Origin of the sequence: Pantoea sp. SM3, from assembly GCF_000963995.1 — a bacterium.
Lineage (GTDB): Bacteria > Pseudomonadota > Gammaproteobacteria > Enterobacterales > Enterobacteriaceae > Pantoea > Pantoea rwandensis_B.
Map to the genome: position 1 here is coordinate 1 of NZ_JZRD01000046.1, position 21963 is coordinate 21963.

At 57.0% G+C, this 21963-nt stretch carries 20 protein-coding genes; 5 read left to right on the forward strand and 15 right to left on the reverse strand.

What is annotated here, in order from left to right; translation table 11 throughout:
* Positions 1–258 precede the first annotated feature (258 nt).
* Positions 259–1416, forward strand: a complete 1158-nt coding sequence (locus VI01_RS22160) for a M20 aminoacylase family protein (RefSeq protein ID WP_045816644.1) — start codon at positions 259–261, stop codon at positions 1414–1416.
* A 113-nt stretch (positions 1417–1529) separates the two neighbouring features.
* Here VI01_RS22160 and ybiB read toward each other — a convergent pair whose 3' ends face one another.
* The 3 genes from ybiB to VI01_RS22175 all read right to left on the reverse strand — a co-directional run bounded on the left by ybiB (position 1530) and on the right by VI01_RS22175 (position 5699).
* Positions 1530–2498 carry a DNA-binding protein YbiB gene (gene ybiB / locus VI01_RS22165; RefSeq protein WP_045816645.1) on the reverse strand — a complete coding sequence of 323 codons (969 nt, stop codon included), beginning with the start codon at positions 2496–2498 and terminating at the stop codon, positions 1530–1532.
* 72 nt (positions 2499–2570) lie between these two features.
* Entirely contained in the window at positions 2571–4748 is a 2178-nt protein-coding gene (gene dinG, locus VI01_RS22170; RefSeq protein ID WP_045816669.1) for an ATP-dependent DNA helicase DinG, read from the reverse strand.
* Between the two features lie 54 nt (positions 4749–4802).
* Entirely contained in the window at positions 4803–5699 is an 897-nt protein-coding gene (locus tag VI01_RS22175; RefSeq protein ID WP_045816646.1) for a LysR family transcriptional regulator, read from the reverse strand.
* 124 nt (positions 5700–5823) lie between these two features.
* Between VI01_RS22175 and speB the strand changes: the two genes are divergently transcribed.
* Positions 5824–6783, forward strand: a complete 960-nt coding sequence (gene speB / locus VI01_RS22180; RefSeq protein ID WP_038647995.1) for an agmatinase — start codon at positions 5824–5826, stop codon at positions 6781–6783.
* The gene (locus VI01_RS22185; protein WP_045816647.1) at positions 6780–7865 is read left to right on the forward strand and encodes an iron-containing alcohol dehydrogenase family protein; all 1086 of its coding nucleotides are present in this window, start codon (positions 6780–6782) and stop codon (positions 7863–7865) included. The genes speB and VI01_RS22185 overlap by 4 nt, the downstream gene beginning before the upstream one ends.
* A 976-nt stretch (positions 7866–8841) precedes the next feature.
* Here VI01_RS22185 and VI01_RS22190 read toward each other — a convergent pair.
* Genes VI01_RS22190 through argH form a run of 7 tightly spaced genes read right to left on the reverse strand, consistent with a single transcriptional unit; the run spans position 8842 to position 15860 of the window.
* Positions 8842–10203, reverse strand: a complete 1362-nt coding sequence (locus tag VI01_RS22190; protein WP_045816648.1) for an MmgE/PrpD family protein — start codon at positions 10201–10203, stop codon at positions 8842–8844.
* Positions 10187–11074: a polysaccharide deacetylase gene (locus tag VI01_RS22195; protein WP_045816649.1), complete on the reverse strand. Its 888-nt coding sequence runs from the start codon at positions 11072–11074 to the stop codon at positions 10187–10189. Before VI01_RS22195 ends, VI01_RS22190 begins: the two co-directional genes overlap by 17 nt.
* On the reverse strand, positions 11067–11912 hold the full coding sequence (locus VI01_RS22200) for a polysaccharide deacetylase (protein WP_045816650.1): 846 nt from the start codon (positions 11910–11912) through the stop codon (positions 11067–11069). Before VI01_RS22200 ends, VI01_RS22195 begins: the two co-directional genes overlap by 8 nt.
* Positions 11913–11924: 12 nt before the next feature.
* Positions 11925–12746 (reverse strand): ABC transporter substrate-binding protein, encoded by an 822-nt coding sequence (locus VI01_RS22205; protein ID WP_045816670.1) that lies wholly within the window; start codon positions 12744–12746, stop codon positions 11925–11927.
* 19 nt (positions 12747–12765) lie between these two features.
* Positions 12766–13530 carry an amino acid ABC transporter ATP-binding protein gene (locus VI01_RS22210; RefSeq protein WP_045816651.1) on the reverse strand — a complete coding sequence of 255 codons (765 nt, stop codon included), beginning with the start codon at positions 13528–13530 and terminating at the stop codon, positions 12766–12768.
* A gap of 13 nt (positions 13531–13543) precedes the next feature.
* Positions 13544–14422 carry an amino acid ABC transporter permease gene (locus VI01_RS22215; RefSeq protein ID WP_045816652.1) on the reverse strand — a complete coding sequence of 293 codons (879 nt, stop codon included), beginning with the start codon at positions 14420–14422 and terminating at the stop codon, positions 13544–13546.
* Positions 14423–14432: 10 nt separating this feature from the next.
* Positions 14433–15860: an argininosuccinate lyase gene (gene argH, locus VI01_RS22220; RefSeq protein ID WP_045816653.1), complete on the reverse strand. Its 1428-nt coding sequence runs from the start codon at positions 15858–15860 to the stop codon at positions 14433–14435.
* A 157-nt stretch (positions 15861–16017) separates the two neighbouring features.
* Between argH and VI01_RS22225 the strand changes: the two genes are divergently transcribed.
* Positions 16018–16989 (forward strand): LysR family transcriptional regulator, encoded by a 972-nt coding sequence (locus tag VI01_RS22225; protein ID WP_045816654.1) that lies wholly within the window; start codon positions 16018–16020, stop codon positions 16987–16989.
* 10 nt (positions 16990–16999) lie between these two features.
* Here the strand turns inward: VI01_RS22225 and VI01_RS22230 are convergent, their stop codons facing one another.
* Entirely contained in the window at positions 17000–17518 is a 519-nt protein-coding gene (locus VI01_RS22230) for a GNAT family N-acetyltransferase (RefSeq protein ID WP_045816655.1), read from the reverse strand.
* Positions 17515–18078 (reverse strand): helix-turn-helix domain-containing protein, encoded by a 564-nt coding sequence (locus tag VI01_RS22235; RefSeq protein WP_045816656.1) that lies wholly within the window; start codon positions 18076–18078, stop codon positions 17515–17517. Before VI01_RS22235 ends, VI01_RS22230 begins: the two co-directional genes overlap by 4 nt.
* Before the next feature lie 151 nt (positions 18079–18229).
* On the opposite strand from VI01_RS22235, the gene VI01_RS22240 reads away from it, so the two are divergent.
* The gene (locus VI01_RS22240) at positions 18230–18964 is read left to right on the forward strand and encodes a MerR family transcriptional regulator (RefSeq protein ID WP_045816671.1); all 735 of its coding nucleotides are present in this window, start codon (positions 18230–18232) and stop codon (positions 18962–18964) included.
* A gap of 171 nt (positions 18965–19135) precedes the next feature.
* Here VI01_RS22240 and VI01_RS22245 read toward each other — a convergent pair whose 3' ends face one another.
* From VI01_RS22245 to VI01_RS22255, 3 genes are read right to left on the reverse strand one after another with little or no spacing between them, the layout of a single operon-like run.
* A complete protein-coding gene (locus VI01_RS22245) occupies positions 19136–19867 on the reverse strand; it encodes an ABC transporter permease (protein WP_045816657.1) in 732 nt (243 codons plus the stop codon).
* Positions 19867–20802, reverse strand: coding sequence for an ABC transporter ATP-binding protein (locus tag VI01_RS22250; protein WP_038648020.1), 936 nt, complete (start codon positions 20800–20802; stop codon positions 19867–19869). The genes VI01_RS22245 and VI01_RS22250 overlap by 1 nt, the downstream gene beginning before the upstream one ends.
* Positions 20795–21961, reverse strand: a complete 1167-nt coding sequence (locus tag VI01_RS22255) for an ABC transporter permease (protein WP_045816658.1) — start codon at positions 21959–21961, stop codon at positions 20795–20797. The genes VI01_RS22250 and VI01_RS22255 overlap by 8 nt, the downstream gene beginning before the upstream one ends.
* Positions 21962–21963: the final 2 nt, after the last annotated feature.

Genomic DNA, 21963 nt, shown 5'->3' on the forward strand with positions numbered 1-21963 from the left:
CAGTCTCTCAGTCTCTCAGTCTCTTAGTTTCTTAGTCTCTCAATCCTTAATCCTTAATCCTTAATCCTTAATCCTTAATCCTTAATCCTTAATCCTTAAATGCAGCATGCTGCGGGGCATATTCCATTCCGCTATAGCCTATAGCCAAATTATTCCGTTCCACGATAGACGCCGCCCTGCGCTTACCACTACAGTGGAGACATCGCGTTATGTGTCAGAAAAATCGCAGCAACTGCTGCTGATGGAGAGCCTAACTTTATGAGCCTGCCTGCCGTCCTGCTGGAAAACGCCCTGAAATGGCGCCGTCAGTTACACCAACATCCTGAACTCGGTTACCAGGAGCAACAAACCAGCGAGCTGGTTGCGAACGTGCTCTCCGAAGCAGGATTACAAGTGTTCCGTGGCCTGGCAGGCACTGGCGTGATTGGCACACTAGAAAACGGTCCTGGGCCGGTGATTGGCTTGCGTGCCGATATGGATGCCCTACCGATGACCGAAAAAGGTGCGCCAGAGTGGAAATCCAGCCGCCCTGGCGTGATGCACGCCTGCGGTCACGATGGACATACGGCGATTCTCCTCGCAGCAGCCTGCCAGTTGGCCACCACACGCAACTTCAAAGGCACCGTGCACTTCCTGTTCCAGCCCGCGGAAGAGAATCTTGGCGGTGCGCAGAAAATGGTGGAAGAAGGTTTATTTAAGCGTTTCCCAATGGATGCGGTTTACGCCATGCACAACTGGCCGGGTTTGCCGGTGGGTTCACTGGCGGTGAATCCAGGTGCGATGATGGCCTCGCTGGATTCCTTTGAGATCACCCTCAACGGTAAAAGCTGCCATGCGGCGATGCCAGAGAGCGGTGCCGACCCGATGGTGGTGGCAGCAGAATTGATTATGGCGCTGCAAACCATCCCGTCACGCCGTTTGTCACCGCTGGCGTCAGCGGTGGTGAGCGTGACGCAGATCCATGGCGGTGAAGCGATTAATGTGATTCCCGAGCAGATTGTGTTGCGTGGTACGGTGCGATGTTTGCAGACTGACGTACGTGACCGCGTGCGCAGTCTGATAGAAGATTTTGTCACTACCCTGCCGCGCCCGTTTGGCGTCAGCGGCGAGATTCACTGGTATCCGGGTTACCCCGTTACCGCCAACCATGCCCTCCCGGCGGAACAGGTACGTGAGGTTGCCCAGCGCGTGTTAGGCGAATCACAGGTGCATTGGCAGGTGAATCCCTCCATGGCATCGGAAGATTTCGCCTGTATGCTGGAATCCTGCCCGGGTGCTTACTTCTGGCTCGGTGCCGATGGCACAACACCTTCCGCGCCATTGCACAACGCGCATTACGATTTCAATGATGAGTTGCTGCCGATTGGTATCAGTTTCTGGCAGCAACTGGTGGAGAGCGTGCTGGTCAAAGCCTGACTAGCAGGATTCGCGGAATCCAGGAATCTCAAGCGGCATTGCGCGCTTGATCTTCTATCATCTCTGCTGTGCATTTGACCCGCAACCAAAGGCTGCGGGTATTGTTCTACCCGTCAGATCCCAGCTTGCTGCAAGCGGGTTTTCGCTTCATCCAGCGTCGCTGATTCCCCGGTTGCCACTAAGCAGCACGCCAGCTGTAAACGCAGCGCCTGTGGCACCGCTCGTTCGCCGCACAGCACCTGTTTTATCCAGTCTGCGGTGTCCTGGGCATTTTTACTTTCTGGCAGTTCCACACTGATTTCTGGCTGGCGCTCTACCCACACTTCCGCCTGTGCGCCCGCACCGGCAATGTAGTTAATCGCCGGACAGCGCTGTGGATTGGCATACACTTCACCTTCGGTGCCGTTCAGCAGAATGCCGGGTGCATCGATATCCTGAAAGAACTTGCCGACGCGCGGCACATATTCCGGATGGGAAACACTCGCCAGACGCAACGCGGCACGTTCGGCAAACGGCGTGGCCAGCTTCGCCAGCGTGTGCGCACTATTACGCACGCCCATGCGCCAGCGCAGCGACAGCTGTTTTGCCATCGGTGCACACAGGTGATCGATGGTGATAAAGGCCAGTTCGCCGCTCTCCAGCTTCGCTTGTGCCTGTTGCGCGTTGGTGACCGGCGCAATATCCAGCGCCGCCAGCACGGCTTCGGTGGTGATGCGCGTCGGATCGTCACTCACACCGTGCAGCAATACCGGAAAACCGAGTTTGCTTAACAGTAAAGCTAACAGCGGCGTGAGATTGCCCTGACGACGTGCGCCGTTGTAGCTGGGGATCACTATCGGCATCGGGCGATTGGCGGGCGGCTGCAACTGCATCATCTGCTGCTGCATGGCCTGGTAAAAACCGCGCATCTCCTCTTCACCTTCGCCCTTGATACGCAGGGCGATCAGCACACCGCCGAGTTCCAATTCGGGTACTTCATCCGCCAGCATCGCGCTGTACAGCGCAACGGCGGTGTCGAAATCGATATCGCGCGCGTGATTCTTACCGCGCCCAATCTCTTTGATGATTTTATTCAGTTCCATCAGGGCATTCCCGCTTCCAGGGCGCGCCGATATCCGGCGGCCAAAAGGTCATTGAGGTGCGCCTGGGCACACCTAAGATTTCTTACTTTTACGCTTCGCTGATTTTACTGGGGCTTTAACCACTGCTGTTACCGCTGGTTTTATGCTGGCTTCAGGCACCATTGGTTGCTCAATCGGAAACACCGGTAAGGCGGCCAGCAGTCGACTGCCATAAGCTTTATTAAGCAGTCGCCGATCGTATATCACGATCTCCCCGAAGCAGTGATGGCTACGAATCAGACGCCCGACTTGCTGAATCAACGTAAACGAGGCGCTGGGTAAACTCTGCACTTCGAACGGGTAGCGTTTGAGGCTCTTCAGCCACTCCCCTTCGGTCAAAATTACCGGACTGTCAACCGGGGGAAAAGCAATTTTATGGATATGCACCTGCGTCAGCAGATCGCCCTTTAAATCCAGGCCTTCAGCAAAAGACTGCAGTCCGACCAGAATACTGGTTTGCCCCGCTTCGACTCGCTGGCGATGCAGCTCCACTAAGCGCGAACGAGGTTGATCGCCCTGCACCAACATCGATAAGCGTAATGCGCTGACATGGCTGACAAACTGCTGCATCGCGCGCCCGCTGGCAAACAGCACCAGCACGCCTTTGTGCTTCTCTTCTGCCATTTGTTGCAGGAAAAATCCTGCCATCTCAGCGATGTGCTCTGCTTCATTGACCATCAGCGGTTCATAGCGCATTTGCGGGATCACCAGCTTGCCCTGATCGACATGATTAAATGGCGAATCCAGCGCCACAAAGCGATCGCCCGCTTTCTCGTTTAGCCCTGACATCTCTTGCAGCCGATTGAAGCTGTTCAGTGAGCGCAAGGTCGCCGAGGTCACTACCACATGCGGGATTTTACGCCACAGCAGTTTTTCCAGCTGATCGCTGACGCGAATCCCGGCGCAGTGAAACAGCAGATGCGCCTGGCCGTCGCGAATTTCTCGCGTAATCCATTTCGATACCGGCGCATTAGAGGCTTTCTCCATGGCCGCCAGTCGCCAAAGTTTACTGATCGATTCGAACCAGCCAAACTGGCGGTTAAGCTGAATAATCGCCCGATGCAGTCGCATAATGTCGGCTTTGCCGGTTTGCTCACCTAACTCATTGAGTAACCCTTCGCTCAACCCGCGTAAGGCATCGCTCAGTTTGAACAACCGTGCGCACATCGTCATCAGTTCTTCCGGCAACTCACCCAGCACAAAACGGAACTCACCCGGCTGGTTGTGCGCGGGTAATAACGGATTCAGCGCGTCGCACAGAATTTGCAGCAGTTCACGCATCTCATCACAATGGCCTTTTAACCGCTCAGGGTGGGTCAATGGAGGAGGCGATTTCGGGCGGAACTGCGCCATGATGGTTTCCACCAGCCGCACAAACAGATCGAGCTGCAAACTGCTCCAGCCGGGGGTGATTTCTGCGCTCATCTCCAGCGCGTCACGCGCCACTTCTGGCAGATGATGACCTTCGTCCAGCACCAGCATCAGGTGTTTGGCAGGCGGTAAGACAGATTCATTCTCCATCGCCGCCATCACCAGCGCATGGTTGGCCACCACCACATCCGCCTGTTCTATTTCACGACGAGCAACAAAGAACGGGCATTCACGATACCAGCGGCAGTGATGCCCCAGGCAGTTGGCTTTATCGGTGGAAAGGCGCAGCCACAGGCTGTCATCAATCGAGACATCGGAGTGATCGCGCAGGCCATCCCATTTGTAGCTGCTGAGTTGCTTTTCCAGTTTGGCGCAGAACTTCTGCTCTTCTTTCGACCCGGTTACCGCTTCTTCATCGAGATACAGCAGCAGGTCACCCTGCTGATCCTCGGTCGCCACTAGCGCCGCGAGATTGCGCGGGCAAACATAGCGGCCACGACCAAACGCGGCGGTGAAGGTGAGATCGGGGATGATTTTTTTCAGCAGCGGCAGATCTTTGCTGAAGATCTGATCCTGCAGCGCGACGTTGGCGGTGCTGATCACTAACCGCTTCTCTTCGGCGCGGCTCACCGCAATGCCGGGAATCAGATAAGACAAGGTTTTGCCCACGCCGGTGGGAGCTTCAATCGCCAGATGGCGGCCTTCATCACCGGCCAGACTTTTTGCCACTTCGGCAATCATCTGACGCTGGGGCGCACGGGGGATAAAGTCAGGAACCTGCTGCTGCAGCGCCTTATACCATTGCGCAATCTGGCTTTTTATCGCTGCTGTCAGGGCCATGTTCATTACTGTTTGCTGAATTGGCCTGTATTTTTACACAGTATCGGCGCAGCGTCAGCTTTCGCTGCTATTTTTTCGCGCTGGATTCAGAATTTCACGCATCGCACGAATCAGCGTTTCGCGGGCGCGTCCCCGACGGAAGGCAAAGGAGAACGGTGCGCGGAAGTGAAAATGTTGCGGCAACAAGCGGCATAGCTTGCCCTGCTGTTCTCCACTTTGCGCGTAGTGTTCCGGCAAATAGCCGATATATCTCCCGGAGAGGATCAGCGTCAACTGCGCCTCTATACTCTCCACTGAGGCGTTAGTCTGGCGGAAGCCGCGCTTGTTTAGCTCCTGCTGATTCCAGTAACGCCGCGTCACCATGCCGGTTTGCTGCACGGTGCGCATATCCGGATCGCCCTGCGCCAGGGGATGTTGCGGACTGCAATACAACCAGTGTTGCTCCTCATAAAGCGGAATGGTGACCAGATTGCTGGCACGCAGTGGAAAGTGTCCGATTGCCAGATCGAGGCGGTCTTCCAGTAACTGCTGCTGCAGTTCATTGGGATCGCGCACGCTGAGATTGAAAAATACCGCCGGAAAACGCTGATTAAAGCGCGCAATCGCCGCCGGCAGATCCAGCGTGCTGTCCGTGACAGTGGCATCCACCACGCCCAGCGAAAAGGTGCCACCCTGGGCACTTTTTAGCGTCTCAACCTGCTCTTGCCAACCCGCCAGCGTGGCCAGCATTTCCTGACTGTAACGATGAAACTGTTCGCCTTTCGTGGTGAGGGTAAAACCGCCACGTCCGCGCTGACACAGAATAAAACCCAGCTGCGTTTCCAGCTCGCTCATATAGGCGCTAATGGCGGGCGTGGTCATATTCAGCGCCTGCTGAGCACGTGAATAGCCCTGATTCTCCACCACGCTGGCGAACACCTGGAGCAGTTTGAGATTGGGGAGCGTTTGCACCTCATTTCCTTCAGTGATTACAGACTAAAGTTAACCAATCTATGAAGTGATTATTTGCTGTCAAGGATTTTTCCCGCGCCTGCCTCAGGCCATGATGAGACTCACTTAGCCGAAGGAGTTCGTGATGACCGATTTTCCTCAGCCGCAGGGCGGCAACGAGATGCCCCGTTTCGCCGGCCGTGGCACCATGATGCGTTTGCCCGCTGCCGAATCCCCTGCCGATCTTGATGTCGCGTTTGTAGGCATTCCGCTGGATATCGGCACGTCGCAGCGTAGCGGCACGCGCTATGGTCCACGCGCCATTCGCGCTGATTCCGTGATGATTCGCCCGTATAACATGGCGACGGGCGCAGCGCCTTTTGATTCGTTGCGCGTCGGCGATCTCGGCGATGTGCCCATCAATACTTACAGCCTGCTGAAGTCGGTCGATATCATCGAAAACTATTATACCGAGCTGAACAATTGGCCGATTATCCCGTTAACGCTCGGGGGCGATCACACGCTAACGCTGCCGATTTTGCGGGCGCTGGCGAAGAAGCACGGGCCGATGGGCCTGATCCACATTGACGCGCACACCGATACTAACGATGAGATGTTCGGCGAAAAGATCGCCCACGGCACCACATTCCGCCGTGCGGTAGAAGAAGGCCTGCTCGACTGCCAGCGCGTGGTGCAAATTGGTCAGCGCGCTCAAGGCTACGCCGCCGATGATTTCCAGTGGGGCGTCGATCAAGGCTTCCACCTGGTGCCGGCCGAGCAGTGCTGGTATCGATCCATGACGCCTCTGATGGCCGAAGTGCGTGCGCGTATCGGCAACGGTCCGGTGTATCTCAGCTATGACATCGACAGTTTCGATCCTGCATGGGCACCCGGCACCGGTACGCCAGAAGTGGGTGGATTGACCTCAATGCAGGGACTGGAGATTGTGCGCGGCTGTCGCGGACTCAATCTGGTCGGTGGCGATCTGGTCGAAGTGTCACCGCCTTACGATATCAGCGGCATGACCTCCCAGCTGGCAGCCAATATCCTTTATGAGATGCTGTGCGTATTGCCCGGTGTCCGTTACACAGAGAAAAAAGCATGACACAACAGAATTTGGTGTTTCCGGCGCGCGTGCTGCGCGGCGCGGGTATGATCAATCAGCTGGGCGAGATTTGCGCGGGGCTGGGCAAACGCGCTCTGCTGATTGGCGGCCATCAGTCACTGCAGTCGGTGGAAGCGCAGGTGCGCGCTCAACTGCTGGCGGCCAACGTGACGCTGCTGGCGCAGGAGTGGTTTGGTGGTGAGACCTCGATTAACCAGATTAACCGTCTGGCCGCCATCGCCACCGAACTGCAAGCTGACGTGATTATCGGTGTCGGCGGCGGTAAATCGCTGGATACCGTAAAAGCCGTGGGTGCGCAGTTGGGCTTGCCGTTTATCACCATCCCGACCATTGCCGCCACCTGTTCGGCAGTGACGCCATTGACCATTCGCTATGATGATAACGGCAATTTCTTCGATATTTTCCCGCTGCCACAGGCACCCGCGGCAGTGATCATCGACAGTGAGTTGCTGGCTAAAGCCCCTGCTCGCTGGCTGGCAGCCGGTCTGGGCGATACCCTGGCAAAATGGTATGAGTTCCGCGCGGTGAGCGTCCGCCATCCGGCACGCGAAGGCAATGCATTGTCATCATTGGCTCATAGCCAGATTTGCTATGACGTGATCGCGGAACACGGCCCGGCGGCCTATGCGGCGGTGCTGCGCGGCGAGAGCAGCGCCTCATTGGATCAGGTGCTGGATGCAATCTTTACCTGGGCCGGATTGACCTCGCTGATGAGCAACGGCGCCCATGCGGCAGCATCCCATGCAATTTATGAAGGATTTACCTTCTGCGATAAGACGCGTGAGTTCGGTCATGGCCTGTTGGTTGGCTTTGGCAACTTGTGCCTGTTGGCGCTGGAAGATCGCAGCGATGAAGAGGTACTGGATGAGATGCGTCTGGCGCGCGATTGCGGTGTGCCATTGACGCTGCATGAGATTGCCGAGTTGGATGATGCCGAGCTGGCGCTGATTGTGCGTGAATCCGTGCATGCACCGGACATGGAGAATATGTCGGTAGCGGTCACCGAAGCCCGCCTGCTGGCGGCGATGCAGCGGATTGAAGGGTTGGCTGGTCGGGTTTAAACCCGGGGGTGAGTGCTTGTGCGGGCCGTAGCACCGCTGCTGCTGCCGGGCAGTCCTCGCGCCGCTGACGCGGTGCCCTCGGCTTCCACGTCGTGCCGACGGACCGTTCGGGGATCGACCATCCCTGGTCGGCCCCGAACTGATCCACGCATCCCTGCGTGGATCTCCTGGCCCAACGTAAAAGCCTCAGCGCTGCGGATAGCCCTTGTAGCATCAGCGGTGCTACGGCCTCAAATATTGTGCCCCTTTCAATAACATTCACTTCAGCTCATCAGCCGACTGGGAAATTTGGCTCATTGCTGCGTGGATTTCCCTGCCCAACGTAAAAGCCTCAGCGCTGCAGATAGCCCTTGCAGCAGCAGCGGTGCTTCGGCCTCAAATATTGTGCCCCTTTCAACAACATTCACTTCAGCCCATCAGCCGACTGGGAAATTTGGCTCATCGCTGCGTGGATTTCCCAGCCCAACGTAAAAGCCTCAGCGCTGCGGATAGCCCTTGCAGCAGCAGCGGTGCTACGGCCTCAAATATTGTGCCCCTTTCAACAACATTCACTTCAGCCCATCAGCCGACTGGAAGTTCTGGATCAACATGCCCGCTATGGACTTAAACCCGGAGGTCTTTAACAGCAAGCACGATGGTTAATGAGCAGGCTGGGGGCGCTTTGGCGCAGGCAATCCGCAGCGCCGAACAGAGTGAGTCTGCCAGGATAGCCCGCAGGGACGCGGGCGAAAGGCGGGGCGGCACAGGGATGTGCCATCCCCGCCGTTCCGTCAGGCAGACGAACGAAGTGAGGGCACCGCGTCAGCGGCGCGAGGACGCCAGCGCCAAAGCGCCCCCAGCCTGCGTCATCACCTGCGGACATCAACATCATTACCTGCGAACTACAACATCAGCCGTGAATTAATCTGCGAGCATGCAAATGCATCAGCAGACTCTGTTTTTCTACAAATTCTGGTGCAAATTCTGCACCCAAACCCTATACGCGAGCCAGCAGTGCCACCAGTTCCTGCACATCCGCGACGTCTTCCAACTCCATGCAAATCGCTTCCAGCTGTTCAACCTGCTCAATCGGCAATACACGCCCCGCTAAGCTACGGTATTTAGCCAGCAGCGCTTCAAGGCTCAGCGGATTAGCCGGCGCACCAGACGGCACCGGCACATGCTGCTGCCACTGCTCGCCCTGCAGGGTTTCAATCCGCACCCACGGCTCGTCGTCACGGCCCTGCTGCTCATCAATCACCAGCTCAATCCGCGCCATAAAGGCTTCCACCTGTGGATGCAGACGTTTGGCATCATCGTAGCTGGCCAGCTCGGCGGAACCGTACAGTGCACGCGCCGCCAGTGCATACGGCAGGCTCATTTGTGCACTTGCCAGGCTTTTCAGCTTATGTCCGCCACACATCTCCAGCAGGAACGGATTTAATCCCACCAGGATACGTTCAATCTGTGCAGGCTGTACCGAATGCTGCGTCAGCATCAGGTTCAAGGCATCCACCGCAGAATGGGTTCCACGACAGGCGGCATACGGCTTGATCGAGCAGCGTGCCAGCTTCCACACCACGCCAAGATCGGCGGTTAACGCAGCGGGTTGCTGTGTTTCAGATGCAAGGGTTTGCAGGAATCCGCCCCACTTCGCTTCGAAAACCGCCGATGGACCATTAATACCACGCTGCGCCAGCTGTGCTGCCTGCACGCCACCTTCAGCCGCACGCGCCGCATGCAACTTTTTGGTGTGCGAGCCGTCGTGAATAAAGCCCCACAACCCACCGCTAAAGCTGGCGGCAATGCCCAAAGCCGACGCGCACTGTTCACGATCCAGCTGCAGCAGTGAACACACCGCCGCTGCGGCACCAAACACGCCACAGCTGGCGGTGGAGTGCCAGCCTGCGCCGTTGTGCGCAGAGTAGCCGCCGCAAGCTTCCAGCACCCGGCGTCCGACGTCATAACCGATCACCATCGCCACCAGCAGCGCCTGGCCGTCAACCGGCTGCGTCGCCAAAGGTAGTGCCGCCAGAATAGCGGGAATCACCACCGCGCCCGAGTGATCGCAGCCGCCGGTATCATCCAGCTCATACATATGCGCAGCCACGCCGTTGAGCCATGCCGCCTGGCGTGGACTCACCTGCTTTGCACTTCCCCACACTTGTGCCTGCTGATGCCCACCTTCTGCGAGCGCCAATAGCAGACATTCGCGCCAGATTGGGCTGTCGCTGCCCGCCAGTGAAGCCCCGAGCGTATCCAGCAAATGGCGTTTTGCCTGTTCGACCAGCGCATCAGGCAGCTGTTCAAAACCTGTTTCGGCGATAAATGCCGCCAGTTGATCAAGCGAACTGCCCATGCGCACCTCCTGTGATGCGGGTAAACACTTCGGCTGGATGGGAAACATCGTTACCCGGCTGCGTTTGCCAATGCGTCGCCACCTGCTCCGCCGTGGCGATCCACACGTTGTGCTGTTGCAGCGTCTCGATCAACTCACGCAGCAAGCCGATGCGCCCGGCAGTGCCGATGATTTCCGGATGCAGGCGCAGCAGATAACACAGACCAAAGCGGTGGAAGCCCTGGAAGTCTTGTGTCATGTTTGCCAGCGTTTCGGCATAAGGTGCAATCCGCGACTGCCCCGGCGGGATGGCCGGGCTCAGGTTAAAGGCGAAATAGGGTTCGTCTTCCAGCGTGTAGTGCATCGGCAATTCCACCATCCGCGTGCCGGGATGGAAGTACGGCAAATCGTCGCCGCGCCAGCTGGATGACCAACGAATACCCTGATCCACCAGCGCCTGTGCCAGACCCGGTTTCCACTGCCCTGCTGGGGTGCGGAAGCCCTGAATCGGTTTGCCGGTAAACTGTGCCAGCTGCTCACAGCCGCGCGTCACGCTGGCAATCTGCTGCTCCAGCGACAGCACCGAGAAATCTTCATGGCGCTCGCCGCTACAGGCGATTTCATGGCCATCAGCCACGATGCGTTTAATCAGTTCCGGCTGCTCTTCCGCCACAATTGCCGGTAAGCACCAGCTGGCTTTCAGCTGTTTTTCTGCCAGCAATGCCAGCAAGCGATCCACGCCGCGCAGGGTGCCATAGCGCCATACCGACAGGGTTTTATCACGTCCGGCGACGGCCGGTGCCTGCGTCAAAATGCCGTGAATGTCGTTGAAATCGATGGTCAAAACGGCGGCGGACTGGAAGCCCAGCGGCCAGCGGGAAGATTCAGTCATGCTGTTGCTCCTGCAGATACCACTGCGCCACCGCATCACAGCGCGCAAACCACACGTCGTCACGCGCTGTCATATGTTCAAACAACTGCTCCAGCAGCAAGATACGTCCTGGCTGGCCGGAAATTTTCGGGTGGAATAACGTGGTCAGGCACAAGCCTTCATCCATCGCACCATCGAATTCGCGCTGCCAGTTATCGCGTGTGTACGCATAGCTGGCGATGCGGTCGCCGCCTTTCGGGAAGTCCGGCTGGCGCGTGTAGGCCAGTGAGGCGTAATCATCCATCTCCCACTTGCCTGGGATCTCGACCAGCGGCGTGTGACCCGCCACCGGGATGCTATAAGGACGGTCGTCGCCGCGCATGCTGCTGGAGTAAATCACCCCAGCATCACGCAAAATTTGTGGCGTTTCGGCATGCCAGTCACCCGACGGCGTACGGAAACCGCAGGCGGTGATACCCAAATGCTGTTTAAAGATTTCAGCGGATTTCGCCATCACGGCACGCTGTTCAACTGGCGGAATCGCCCAGAAAGATTCGTGACGATAGCCGTGATAGGCCACTTCGTGGCCTTGTTCGATAATCGCCTGACACTGCTGCGGCCACTGTTCCACCACCCACGCCGGCACAAAAAACGTGGCGGGAATCTGGAAAGCGCGCAGCAGGTCGAGCAATCGCCCGAGCGCACGGTACGGCCCATACGCACCGAAGGTGAAATATTCTGGCGTTGACCACAGGCTGCCATTCAACATGGCATCGCCGGTGGGACCATCAAGGTCAAACGCCAGCGCCATACAGCCGCGTTTCCCCTGCGGCCAGCGCACTGCGCCCGGTTGTTGCATCGCTACGCTCCTTTAGCCCTGGTTAACGGTCGCCTGAGTCACGCCATTGTCGGCCAGACCCCATTTCGCGAGGATCTTCTGGTAGCTGCCATCGGCAATCATCGCGTCAATGGCCGCCTGAATGGCTGTGGTCAGCTCGCCAGCATCTTTACCAATTGCCATGCCGGTGTACTGGAAGGAGAAGGCTTTATCGAGCGGCTTATATTTGCCTTTCTCAAGATCCATGATGTACGGCAGCGTTTCACTCCCCTGCACCACGCCATCCAGACGGTTTTGACGCAGCTGAGTACGCGCATCGGCCGTCCCTTCGGCGCCGACCACAATGATTGCTGGCTTGCCGGCGGCTTCGCAGTGCGCTTTAGACCAGTTGGCAATCTCTACCGGGAAAGTGGTACGACGGCTGGTGCCGACTTTCTTGCCGCACAGATCCATGGCGCTGTTGATGTCGCTACGCGCTGCCTGGGTGTAGAACTGCGGGCCGGTTTTGAAGTAATCGATGAAGTTAACCACCTTCTGACGTTCTTTGGTGTCGGTCATACCGGACATCACCAAATCGACACGCTTGGTCACCACGGCGTTCACCATCTGCTCAAAGGCGATCTCCTGCCAGTTGATCTTCACACCCAGCTTCTCACCGATCGCCTGACCGAGATCGTAATCCACACCAGTGAGCTGGTTGGTGGCCGGATCTTTGAAATCCATGGGCGGATAGTTCGGCATGATCGCCACGGTCAGGCCTTTCTCTTTGATGGCGGCTGGCACGGCGATGTCCGCCCAGGCAGAAGATTGCAGTAACAGCACGGCACTGATGGCACTCAATAACAGTTTTTTCATGTTTTTCACCCCGGTCACGTTAAAGAAGAATCGCGTTAATAAAGTTTTTCATCCGTGGGTTTTGCGGGTTCAGCAGAATGTCTTCTGGTGCGCCCTGCTCGATAATGCGTCCCTCGTCCATAAACACCACCTGATTGGCCACTTCACGGGCAAAGCCCATCTCATGAGTGACCACCAGCATGGTGGTGCCCTCTTTTGCTAACTGGCGCATAACGGCCAGCACTTCACCCACCATCTCCGGATCCAGCGCCGAAGTGGGTTCGTCAAACAGCATCAGTTTCGGTTTCATCGCCAGCGCACGCGCAATCGCCACACGCTGCTGCTGCCCGCCAGACAGTGACTGCGGATAATCGTGCGCTTTGTGTGCCAGACCAACGCGATCCAGCAGTGCCATTGCCTCTTCCGCTGCTTCACGCTTCGGACGCAGCAGGACACGACACGGCCCTTCGATAATGTTCTCCAGCGCGGTTTTGTGCGGGAACAGATTAAAACGCTGGAACACCATGCCGGTTTGCAGGCGCTGGCGGGCAATCTGCTTATCGCTTAACGCATGCAGTTTGTTGCCCGCAATGCGATAGCCCGCTAATTCGTTGTCGACCCAAATGCCACCCTGATCGATTTTCTCCAGCTGGTTGATGCAGCGCAGGAAGGTGCTTTTACCGGAACCGGAAGGCCCGAGGATGCACATCACCTCGCCGTAATTCACTTCGAGGCTGACGTCCTTCAGCGCGTGGAACTGGTCGAAATATTTGTTCACCTTGACGGCGCGCACGATGTTTCTCATCTCTCTCTCCCAATTACTGACGCTGGCGGTGGCCGCGTGAGAAGAAGCGCTCAAGGCGACTTTGACCAAACGACAGCACGGTGACGATGATCAGGTACCAGATGCCCGCCACGAACAGCAGTTCCATCACGCGCGCATTGGCGAAGTAGATGGTTTGCGTGTTGTAGAGCAGTTCGGAGTACTGGATCATGCTCGCCAGACTGGTGGTTTTGATCATGCTGATGAATTCGTTGCCCACCGGCGGCAAAATCACGCGCATCGCCTGCGGCAGAATAATGCGTTGCAGCGCTTGCAGACGTGGCATGCCAATCGCTTTCGCCGCTTCATATTGACCGGTATCCACGGACAGCAAGCCGGCGCGCACCACTTCGGAGGTGTAAGCCCCCTGGTTGATGCTCAGACCCAGCAGGGCCGCGAGGAACGGCGTCATGATGGTGACGGTTTGCACGCTGAACACGCCGGGAATACTGATGGTGGGAAACACCAGCGCGAGGTTAAACCACAGCAGCAGTTGCAAAATCAGCGGCGTACCACGGAAGATCCACGCGTAGCCCACGGCGATGTAGTGCAACACCGGATTGGGCGACATATACATAATCGCGGTGATCACGCCGAACAGGATGCCGAGCCCCATTGCCAGCACCGACATAATCAGCGTGTTCACCACGCCGTTGAGGATCGCCTGAGCAGTAAAGAACTGGCCGACAAACGACCATTCAATGTTGCCGTGGGCGAAGGCATTCACCAGCAACGCCAGCAGCACCAGGATCACCGCCGAGGCAGTGATGCGGCCGTAATAACGGCGCGGCACTACCTGATAGCGATCCAGATCGTAATGCGTCTGCTCGCGGCTGTTTTTCAGGCTGGGTTCAACCGGGGTGGTTTGCGACATCAGCGTCTCCTCAGGCGCGCGGGCCAGCGTAATCTTCAGTCCAGCGCTGCTGGTCCTGCATCAGGATTTGCAAACGCGCTAACTGTTCACGTACGCGGGCGGGTGCTGTGCCGCCATAGCCACTGCGTGCCGCCAGTGCCGCTTCCAGCGTCAGGGCACTGCGCACTTCAGGCGTTAAGCGGGCATCGACAGCCTGCAACTGCGCATCGCTCAGGTCGGACAGACCGCAATCTTCGCGTTCGCACAGTTGCACCAGCTGACCGGTGATTTCATGCGCTTCACGGAACGGCACGCCGCGCATCGCCAGCCAGTCGGCGACTTCCGTTGCTAAAGTGAAACCATCCGGCGCCTGCTCACGCATGACGTCGGTGTTGAATTTCAGCGTCGACATCATGCCCGCCATGGCAGGCAGCACCAGCAGCAGTGTGTCCACAGCATCAATCACGTTGCGCTTGTCATCGCTGAGGTCGCGGTTATAGGAGAGCGGCATGGCTTTCATGGTGGTGAGCAACGCCATCAGATTGCCGACCAGACGTCCTGAACGACCGCGCGTCAGTTCGGCAATGTCCGGGTTTTTCTTCTGCGGCATGATTGAGCTACCCGTGGCATAGCTGTCATGCAATTCCACCCAGCGGAACTGGCGCGACGCCCACATGCACACTTCTTCGCACAGGCGAGACAGGTTGATACCGATCATGCTGGTGACAAACAGGAATTCTGCGGCGTAATCGCGGCTGGCAACGGCATCGATCGAGTTCTCGCACGGTGCCAGATAGGTCAGGTCTTCAGCGGCTTTTTCCGGCTGGCGCGCAATTGCCGATCCTGCCATCGCTGCGGCACCCAGTGGGCAGCGCGCGCTGCGGCGATCCCAGTCCTGCATACGCTCGATATCGCGGGCAAAAGATTGCGCATGAGCCAGCAGTTGGTGACCAAACACAATCGGCTGTGCCTGTTGTAAATGGGTGAAACCCGGCGCCACGCTTTCGGTGTGCAGTGCCGCTTGCTCAACCAGAGATTGCTGCAGTGCCAGTAAAGCGCTGACCACTTTGCGGCCGTTATCACGCAGGTAGAGACGCAAATCGTTGACCGTCTGATCGTTACGAGAGCGACCGGCGCGCAGTTTGCCGCCCAGTGGTCCTAAGCGCTCGGTCAGTGCGCGTTCAATGAACGTGTGGACATCTTCATCAGCAGCAATCGGGTGCAGATTGCCCGCACGATAATCAGCATCCAGCGCATCAATCGCTGCCAGCATGGTTTTGAGTTCTTCACTGCTCAGCAGATCGCCGCGTGCCAGTTCACGGGCATGTGCCCGGCAGCCTGCTAAATCGTAAGGTGCCAGGGCAAAGTAATAATCCGGGCTGCGCGACAGCGCGGTTAAACTGGCCGCCGGTGCCGCTTTAAAACGCGCGCCCCATAACAGTTCGGCATTATCAGACATGCTATTTCCCCTTACAGATACTCGTCAGCGATATGGAAAAGATATGAATAAACCAGCCGTGATAATAAAAACTTATTTCACACTCACACTGGTAAATACGTCATATTTCAGGTTCACTGTACTTTCACCGCAATTATTCCGGAGTTGAATAGCAAAGATGGAAAGTAAAGTTTCCCAGTCTGGAAACAATGCAAATAATCGCGGCGACAATGCGGTTCTGGCACTGAGTAATATTGACTTAAAATTGCTTCGCGTATTTAAATGCGTGGTGGAAGCCGGAGGATTAACCGCTGCCAGCAACGAACTGAATATTGGTTTAGCCGCCATCAGCAAGCAGGTTTCCGATCTGGAGATTCGTCTCGGCATGACGTTATGCAGCCGTGGACGCGAAGGCTTTGAACTGACGCAGTACGGCATTAATGTCTATCAGGCCACGCTGGAACTGTTCGTCTCCCTGAATCTTTTCCGCGAACGTCTGCACAACAGCCGCAATGAGTTGCTGGGTGACATCGCCATCTGTGTGGTGGACAACACTATTTCTGATCCGCATTCACCGGTCACTGCGGCGGTGCAACAGTTGCACCAGAAAGCACCAAAGGTGCAGATTCGCTTACAGACTGCGCAATTAGATGATATTGAACGGGGCATGAGTGAAGGTCGTTTTCATTGTGGTATTGCGCCGGTTTATGAAATGAAAAGTGATTTTGATTACTTCCCGCTTTATAAAGAATATTCGAAATTATATTGCTCCATGTCACATCCTTTATATTCTGGATCTTGTGATAAGAATATATCGGTGGAAATATTACGTGAGCAGAAAATCATTAATCATTTATATGTCACACCGCGCGATGACCGTCGCCTTATTCCATTAAAGGACAGCGGAGCGCAGGCGGTGCAAGTGGAATCCGTCGCCATGCTGATTCTAACCGGGCACTTTATTGGTTATTTACCCGAACACTATGCTGCCCCCTTTATTGCGCGGGGGCAGCTTTGTGAGTTAGGTGATGAATCGGTGCGCCGGGAAAATCCGTTCTGCCTGATGATGAAAAAAGGCCGGAAAATTAATCCGATTATCCGGCTATTTATGCAATCACTGGGCCTGGCAGAGGCCGAAGAGGCGCACTAAGTTGGTGCAATCACCCCACCACTTTATACATCACCGTGGTGGCATCTAACGCCCCTTCCGTCGATTCGGCGTACAACGGAATGGAACCCGCAATTTGCCAGTCCATCGATAAGTAGAGTTGCGTGGCCACATCGCCGCTGCGCGTATCCAGCACCAGCAGTGTTTTGCCCTGCTCAACCGCTAATTGCTCAGCCTGCTGCATCAGACGACGCGCAATTCCCTGACGCCGGGCACGGGGATGCACCAGCAATTTACTGATCTCCGCGCGATGACGGCCATTGGGCATAGCACTAAACCCAACCATCACTGTCGCGACAATCACACCCTGCTGCCACGCCACGAGCAGTTGATTATCGCCGCTTGCCAGGCTGTAGATTTTATCCTGCCAGAAGCGTTCCATCACTGTGCGATCATCGGCATCAATAAAACCGACGCTGGCCCCGTCAGCCACGCAACCGTGTAACACCTCGGTCAGCGCGGCCAGCAGGGGCTGTGCCTGTGTAGCACTTAACTGTTCAATTTCAGTCATGGTTTGCACACCACCAAAATGTAACGTGCGCCGCCTTCAGGGTGCGCCTGGAATGATGATTTGCCGGTGAGATGAAAACGCAGGCAATCCCCCGCCTGCAGTGTCCAGCGTTGATCGTCCATGGTGAACGTCAGCTCGCCGGATTGCAGCCAGATATGCTGTTCCAGCCCCTGTATCGGAGGTGCGTCATAATCGATGCGCGCGCCGGGGCGCAGCACGCCTTCCACCATTTCCGCTTTGAAGTGGCTGGCCGGTGGCGAGACGCTGCGGCGCTGATACCCGCTGGCATCATCACGCCACACTGTTTGATCGCTAGCCTTGAGCAGCAGCGCCGCCTCCTCTTCCACTTCACTCAGCAGGCGTGACATGGTCAAGCCATAGGCAACGCACAGCCGGTTAAGCAAAGCGGCTGTGGGGCTGGTCTCCGCCCGTTCAATGCGCGACAATGAAGCCCGGCTGATGCCGGTAGCCATCGCCAGTTCGTCCAGTGACCAGCCACATTGCACGCGCAATTCGGCTAAACGTGCGGCCAGTCGATCTTCGGTATCCGGTACAGGCATGTTCACCTCTCATATATGGGAAATAATTCTCACATATGAAATAAGGCCTTAATTTGCATAAAACGTCAAGTTGTACAAACATAAAAGAGTTGTACAACCCAAGCGAGGCAGTTAAGGTGTTGTAATGCAGGTCAGAATTTTCGAGGACGCCATGGCCTTATACAGTATCGGCGATGTTGCCGAACGCTGTGGAATCAACCCGGTAACGTTGCGCGCCTGGCAGCGCCGTTACGGTTTATTAAAACCTCAGCGTACAGAAGGCGGTCACCGCCAGTTTGATGATGAAGATGTTCAGCGGATTGAAGAGATCAAACGCTGGATAGAGAGTGGTGTGCCTGTTGGCAAGGTCAAAGCCCTGCTGGAAGGCCAAAGCATTAATGTGCACGATGGCTGGACCGCAATGCAGGAAGAGCTAATGAGCGTGCTGCGTCACGTTCGTCCGGCTAAACTACGCACTAAAATTGCCACCATTGGCCGCGAACATCCGGTGGATGCACTGATTGATCATGTGTTTGTCCCGGTGCGTCAACGTCTGGGATTGGATCAGCACACCGCGCGCACCATGTGTAGCCTGTTAGATGGCGCACTGATTGATTACGTGGCGTTTTGTCTCGCTGGCGGCCGAAAAAAGGCCGGCAAAGATGCTTTAATGATTGGCTGGGGCGTGGAAGATCGTACCCGTCTTTGGCTCGAAGCCTGGCGCTTGTCACAGCAGGGCTGGCGCATGGATGTCTTAGCCGAGCCGCTGGATATGCCGCGTCCTGAACTGTTCCCCGGTCAGAATCTGTTTATCTGGACCGGTAAAAAACCAACACGACGCCAGTTAGAGCAGTTTGAGCACTGGCAGGCGCAAGGGTTTGCCACCCATATTCACGAACCAGCCTGACAAAAAATCGCACACACGGCCTTTGCCTTGCCGGGTGTGCGCGTTATCATGCCGCACTCCATGACTTTTCTCAGGTTTCCCTTATGAACTGGAATAAAATTCTCATTGGCACCCTGTTTGCCGTGATGGCCATTGGCGGCATGGGTGGCATGATGCTGGTAGGCTACAGTCTTATCCTTCCCAGCCACTGAGTTGACGTTGCACGCGTTCTAACACGCGGTCGCAAATCAGTGCCAATAGCGCCACCAACAGCGCGCCCTGAATGACATAGGCGGTGTTAAAGCCGCTCAGTCCGATAATCACCGGCGATCCCAGACTTTCTGCGCCCACCGTAGAAGCGATCGTTGCGGTGCCGATGCTGATCATCACCGATGTACGCACGCCAGCCATGATCACCGGTGCGGCCAGCGCCAGTTCAATCTGCCATAAGCGCCGCCAGGGTCCCATACCCAGCCCAACGGCAATTTCCCGGTTGCTGTCGGGCACGCTATCTAATCCTGCCAGCGTGCCCTGCAAAATCGGCAACAGCCCGTAAAGAAACAGCGCCATAATGGCAGGTGTCGCGCCAAATCCCATCACTGGCACGGCTATCGCCAGCACCGCTACCGGCGGAAAAGTCTGCCCTGCTGCCGCCAGCGTCTCCAGTAACGGTCTGAATGCCCGCCCGGCACGTCGCGTGGCGAAAACACCACAGCCTACGCCAAAAATTATCGCCAGGGCGCTGCCGCTGACCACCAGTGACAGATGTGCGAGGGCCAGCCGCCAGAAGCTCTCCTGCTGATATAACGGACGTTCCAGCTGCGGGAACCAGTGGGCAAACAGCGATCCGCTGTACGGCAATCCCCACAGCAACAGCAAAAACGTCGCCAGCAGCCAGTAAAGGGGATCGCGCCATAACCGCATCACATCGCCTCCCGCTGGCGCAACAGATCGCTGAAGTGCAATACACCCAACGGCTGTTGATGCTGATCGATCACCGGCAGTTTGTCGGTGCGCCGGGCGATAAACTGTGACAGCGCCTCACGCAACGTCAGGCTGGCGGCTATCGGCTCACCGTCCAGCCACTCACCGCGCCGTGCTGCACCGCCCGCACGGCCCAATGCCAGCAACCGTACGCCTAGCTCGCTGCGGCCAAAGAATTCACGGGCAAAATCCGTGGCCGGTTGCGTCAGCAGTTCAATCGGCTTGCCCTGCTGCACGATTTCACCGCCATCCATCAATACCAGTTGATCCGCCAGCGTCAGCGCTTCGTCGATATCGTGCGTCACCAGCACCACCGTGCGTCCTGACAGCTTCTGAATGCGCAGCATCTCCTGTTGCAGCGCCTGACGGTTCACCGGATCGAGCGCGCCAAACGGCTCATCCATCAGCAACAATTCAGGATCGGCCGCCAGAGCGCGCGCCACGCCAACCCGCTGCTGCTGCCCCCCGGAGAGTTGATGGGGAAAACGCGTCGCCAGATGCGTATCCAGATTCAGCAACGCCAGCAGTTCCTCTACGCGCTGTTGAATTTTTGCCTGCGGCCAGCCGAGCAGTGACGGCACGGTGGCGATGTTCTTTGCCACGTTCCAGTGCGGGAACAAGCCAATCGACTGAATGGCGTAGCCAATGCGCCGCCGCAGCGCGCGCGCATCCATGCGTTCGATCGGTTCACCGGCAAAGCGGATTTCGCCGCTGTCATGTTCCACCAGCCGATTGATCATTTTGAGCGTGGTGGATTTGCCTGAACCGGACGTGCCAATCAGCACGGTGAAACTGCCCTTCTCAATGTGCAACGTGAGATCACGCACCGCCGCTTTGCCGGCAAATATTTTGCTTACCTGGTGAAACTCAATCATCGGTTCTCTCCAGCAGTGCCGACAGTAAACGCAATGCGGCATCAAACACCACCGCCAGCGCGACCACCGGAATCACGCCCAGCAACACCAAGTCCAGTGCGCTGCTTAATAATCCCTGAAAAACAATGGCGCCAAAGCCACCGGCACCAATCAGCGCGGCAACCACCGCCAGGCCAATGGTTTGTACCACCACCACGCGCAAGCCCGAAAGCCACACCGGCAGCGCCAGCGGGAGTTCGGCGAGCCAGAACTGTTGCAGCGCGCTCATGCCCATACCGCGTGCGGTTTCACGTACCTCCTGCGGCACCTGCTGCAACCCCGCCACCACGCTGCGCACCAGCGGCAGCAACGCATACAGCACCAGCGCAATCAGCGCCGGAGCCAGACCAATACCGCTGATGCCCCAACTTGCCAGTACCGGGAAGTGAGCCACTAGCCTCGCCAGCGGCGCAATCAGCAAACCAAACAACGCCACAGAAGGCACGGTCTGGATCAGGTTGAGTACGCTGAAAGCGGCACTTTGCCAGCGCGATCGCCGGGCAATCACCAGGCCGAGCGGCAAACCAATCAATACCGTCGGCAACAGCGTGCCAGCCAGCAACAGCAGATGCTGGCTAAAGGCGGCATCAAATACCGCCCTGCGGTTGGCATACTCTTTCATCAGGGAGAGGTGGTCGAGGTGACCGCTGAGCAATAACAGCAGCGGTACCAGCCAGATTTGCAGATTCAGCAGGATACGCCATGGCGTACTGGCCGTGAGTTGGCGGATAGCCTCAGCGGCCAGCAATAACGCCAGCGCCGCCGTACACCATAAACCGCTGCCAAAGGCCGTACGTGCCAACGGGCTGCCATTGTTAGCCAGCTGCGCCGCCGTCTGCCCGCCAATAAAGATCAGCAGCGCAAACAGAATCTCAGCGTCCAGCAATGCCATCACCAGATTGCGACGCCGTGGCTTCCACCACAATCCTTGCCATAACCAGAGTAACGGCAGGAGCAACAACCAGGATTGCGCCACTTGCCATAACATCAGCGGCTGTCCGGACACCAGTCGGTTGGCGGCGAAACTGAGTAACGGCAAAGCCAATAGCGCGCAAGTGATCAGCAGCGTGAGTACCAGCAGCACCGGCTGCTGGCGCGGTCTTGATAACAGTAACGACACCG

Excerpts from the sequence above, each read along its gene's own strand:
- VI01_RS22160 (WP_045816644.1), top strand. The coding sequence starts at position 259 with ATGAGCCTGCCTGCCGTCCTGCTGGAAAACGCCCTGAAATGGCGCCGT.
- ybiB (WP_045816645.1), bottom strand. The coding sequence starts at position 2,498 with ATGGAACTGAATAAAATCATCAAAGAGATTGGGCGCGGTAAGAATCAC.
- dinG (WP_045816669.1), bottom strand. The coding sequence starts at position 4,748 with ATGGCCCTGACAGCAGCGATAAAAAGCCAGATTGCGCAATGGTATAAG.
- speB (WP_038647995.1), top strand. The coding sequence starts at position 5,824 with ATGACCGATTTTCCTCAGCCGCAGGGCGGCAACGAGATGCCCCGTTTC.
- VI01_RS22185 (WP_045816647.1), top strand. The coding sequence starts at position 6,780 with ATGACACAACAGAATTTGGTGTTTCCGGCGCGCGTGCTGCGCGGCGCG.
- VI01_RS22190 (WP_045816648.1), bottom strand. The coding sequence starts at position 10,203 with ATGGGCAGTTCGCTTGATCAACTGGCGGCATTTATCGCCGAAACAGGT.
- VI01_RS22195 (WP_045816649.1), bottom strand. The coding sequence starts at position 11,074 with ATGACTGAATCTTCCCGCTGGCCGCTGGGCTTCCAGTCCGCCGCCGTT.
- VI01_RS22200 (WP_045816650.1), bottom strand. The coding sequence starts at position 11,912 with ATGCAACAACCGGGCGCAGTGCGCTGGCCGCAGGGGAAACGCGGCTGT.
- VI01_RS22205 (WP_045816670.1), bottom strand. The coding sequence starts at position 12,746 with ATGAAAAAACTGTTATTGAGTGCCATCAGTGCCGTGCTGTTACTGCAA.
- VI01_RS22210 (WP_045816651.1), bottom strand. The coding sequence starts at position 13,530 with ATGAGAAACATCGTGCGCGCCGTCAAGGTGAACAAATATTTCGACCAG.
- VI01_RS22215 (WP_045816652.1), bottom strand. The coding sequence starts at position 14,422 with ATGTCGCAAACCACCCCGGTTGAACCCAGCCTGAAAAACAGCCGCGAG.
- argH (WP_045816653.1), bottom strand. The coding sequence starts at position 15,860 with ATGTCTGATAATGCCGAACTGTTATGGGGCGCGCGTTTTAAAGCGGCA.
- VI01_RS22225 (WP_045816654.1), top strand. The coding sequence starts at position 16,018 with ATGGAAAGTAAAGTTTCCCAGTCTGGAAACAATGCAAATAATCGCGGC.
- VI01_RS22230 (WP_045816655.1), bottom strand. The coding sequence starts at position 17,518 with ATGACTGAAATTGAACAGTTAAGTGCTACACAGGCACAGCCCCTGCTG.
- VI01_RS22235 (WP_045816656.1), bottom strand. The coding sequence starts at position 18,078 with ATGCCTGTACCGGATACCGAAGATCGACTGGCCGCACGTTTAGCCGAA.
- VI01_RS22240 (WP_045816671.1), top strand. The coding sequence starts at position 18,230 with ATGGCCTTATACAGTATCGGCGATGTTGCCGAACGCTGTGGAATCAAC.
- VI01_RS22245 (WP_045816657.1), bottom strand. The coding sequence starts at position 19,867 with ATGCGGTTATGGCGCGATCCCCTTTACTGGCTGCTGGCGACGTTTTTG.
- VI01_RS22250 (WP_038648020.1), bottom strand. The coding sequence starts at position 20,802 with ATGATTGAGTTTCACCAGGTAAGCAAAATATTTGCCGGCAAAGCGGCG.